2 protein-coding genes and 1 pseudogene are annotated in these 2,267 nt (G+C 66.6%); 1 reads left to right on the top strand and 2 read right to left on the bottom strand.

Annotated elements, in window-relative coordinates; translation table 11 throughout:
* Positions 1-179 precede the first annotated feature (179 nt).
* Together flgG and flgF are read right to left on the bottom strand one after the other, a co-directional pair.
* Complete coding sequence (gene flgG / locus DMC18_RS25240; RefSeq protein ID WP_110120637.1) at positions 180-968, bottom strand: flagellar basal-body rod protein FlgG; 789 nt, start codon at positions 966-968, stop codon at positions 180-182.
* A 14-nt stretch (positions 969-982) separates the two neighbouring features.
* The gene (flgF, locus tag DMC18_RS25235) at positions 983-1,720 is read right to left on the bottom strand and encodes a flagellar basal-body rod protein FlgF (protein WP_110120638.1); all 738 of its coding nucleotides are present in this window, start codon (positions 1,718-1,720) and stop codon (positions 983-985) included.
* A gap of 222 nt (positions 1,721-1,942) precedes the next feature.
* On the opposite strand from flgF, the pseudogene DMC18_RS25230 reads away from it, so the two are divergent.
* A pseudogene (locus DMC18_RS25230) lies at positions 1,943-2,267 on the top strand (flagellar basal body protein FliL); the annotation flags it as partial.

Below are 2,267 nucleotides of genomic sequence, written 5' to 3'. Positions count from 1 at the left end.
CGGCGCGGCGGGCGACCACGACGCCGCCGGCCGAGCCGGCGCCCTCGAACAGTTCGCCCAGGGTGACGACGCCGTCGGCGTCGGTGGTGTCGTTGCGCAGGTCGACCGGCTGGCCGGCGAAGGCGGCCGGGGCGGCGATCAGCAGGGCGGCGGCGGCGAGGAGCAGGCTTTTCATGAGCTTACGACCTCAGGTTCGAGGTGGCCTGGAGCATCTGGTCGGCCGTGGTGATGACCTTGGAGTTCATCTCGTAGGCGCGCTGGGCGACGATCAGGGAGGTGATTTCGCTGACCGCGTCGACGTTCGAGGCTTCGGTGTAGTTCTGCAGCAGGGTGCCGAAGCCGGTGGAGCCGGGGGCGGCGACGTTGGCCGCGCCCGAGGCGCCGGTCTCCAGATAGAGGTTGTCGCCGATGGCCTCGAGGCCGCCTTCGTTCATGAAGTTGGCCAGCTCGATCTGGCCCACGGTCTGCGGGTCGGCCTGGCCGTCCAGCGTGACCTGCACGAGGCCCGTCTTGCCGATGGTGATGGCCGTGGCGTTCTCCGGGATCGTGATCCCGGGCTGCACCGTGTAGCCGTCCTCGGTGACGATCTGGCCCTGGTCGTTGGTCGAGAAGTTGCCGGCGCGGGTGTAGGCCGTCTCGCCCGAGGGCATCAGGATCTGCAGGTAGCCCTTGCCCTGGATGGCCACGTCCAGTTGGTTGTTGGTGGCCGTCGGGGTGCCTTGCTCGGTGATGCGGTAGACCGAGCCGGCCTTGACGCCGCCGCCGATCTGAATGCCGGTCGGGACCACGTTGCCGTCGCTGGACGACTGGGCGCCGGCGCGCTCGATCGTCTGGTACAGCAGGTCCTGGAACTCGGCCCGTTGGCGCTTGTAGCCAATGGTGTTCATGTTGGCGATGTTGTTCGAGATGACCTCGACGTTCAGCTGCTGTGCAGCCATGCCGGTCGTGGCGGTGCGGAGCGCTTGCATCTGTCGTTAATCCCTTACTGGACCTTGCCCATACGCTCGACGGCGGAGCGCGAGAGTTCGGCGGTTTGGTCCATCATCTTGGCGATGCTCTCGTAGGCGCGGCTGACCTCGATGAGCTTGGTGATCTGCTGGACGGGCTGGACGTTCGACCCCTCCAGCATCCCTTGGTGAATGACCGCGTCGGTGGCCGACTGCGGGGTCTCGTTTCCGGCGTTGCGATAGAGGTTGTCGCCCTGCTTGCGCAGCGAGGAGAGGTCGGAGAAGCGGGCGACGCCGATCTTGCCGACCCGGGCCGCGCCCTGGCTGACGATGCCGTCGCGGCCGATGGTGACGGCGCCCAGCTGCGGGTCGAGGGTGATCTGGCCGCCGCCGTCGTCGAGCACCGGAGCGCCCTGCTGGGTGGTCAGCACGCCTTCCGGGTTGGTCGTGAAGCGGCCGTCGCGGGTGTAGCGCTCGCCCTCGGCGGTCTGGACCTTGAAGAACCCCTGGTTCTCGAGGGCCAGGTCGAGGCTGCCGCCCGTCTGGTTGAGGGCGCCGGGCTTGAAATCGCGGACGACGCCATCGTCCATCACGAACTTGATCGGCGCGGGGCCGCCAGCGGTGCGCGCGGGCTTGGCCGCTTCGGTGCGGACCATCAGGTCCTCGACCTTGAAGCCGGTGGTGTTGGCGTTGGCGATGTTGTTCGCGACGATGTCCAGCTCACGACGGAGCGTCATCTGCCGCGAAAGGCCCACATACAGCGCGTTGTCCATGACGATTAACTCGCAGTTTGGCGCGACAAATGCGCCGAAACCCTACAAGCAATCCTCGTGCCAACTCGAAAAACGTAATGAAATCAGCGAAGAGGGTGGTTAACGGCGACGCTTTGAGGGGATGCGCCGGGCAGATTCAGCCTGCGACCAAATGGCCGTCAAAAGAGATCGTTAACCATGCTCGCGCACAAGTAGGACCCATAGTTTTCAAGGAACTCGCGCGTGGCCAAGAAACCGCCCAAGGAAGCTCCCGCCCCGGAAGGCGAAGAGGGCGCCGTCGAGGGTGAAGCTTCCGCCAAGAAGAAGCCGCCGATCATCCTGATCGCCGGGGCCGCCGGCGCGCTCGTGCTGCTGATCGGCGGCGGGACCACGGCCTTCCTGCTGATGAAGCCCAAGCCGGCCGCCGAGGGCGAAGCCGCGGCCGGCGAGCATGGCGAGAAGAAGGAAAAGAAAAAGGAAGAGAAGAAGGAAGGCGGCCACGGCGAGGGCGGCGAAGGCGCCAAGGCCGACGGCGGCGCCGGCGCGCCGGTCATCAAGGAAGGCCCCG

It is taken from the genome of Caulobacter sp. D5 (assembly GCF_003185805.1).
Lineage (GTDB): Bacteria > Pseudomonadota > Alphaproteobacteria > Caulobacterales > Caulobacteraceae > Caulobacter.
This window is presented reverse-complemented; position numbering and strand designations above follow the sequence as displayed.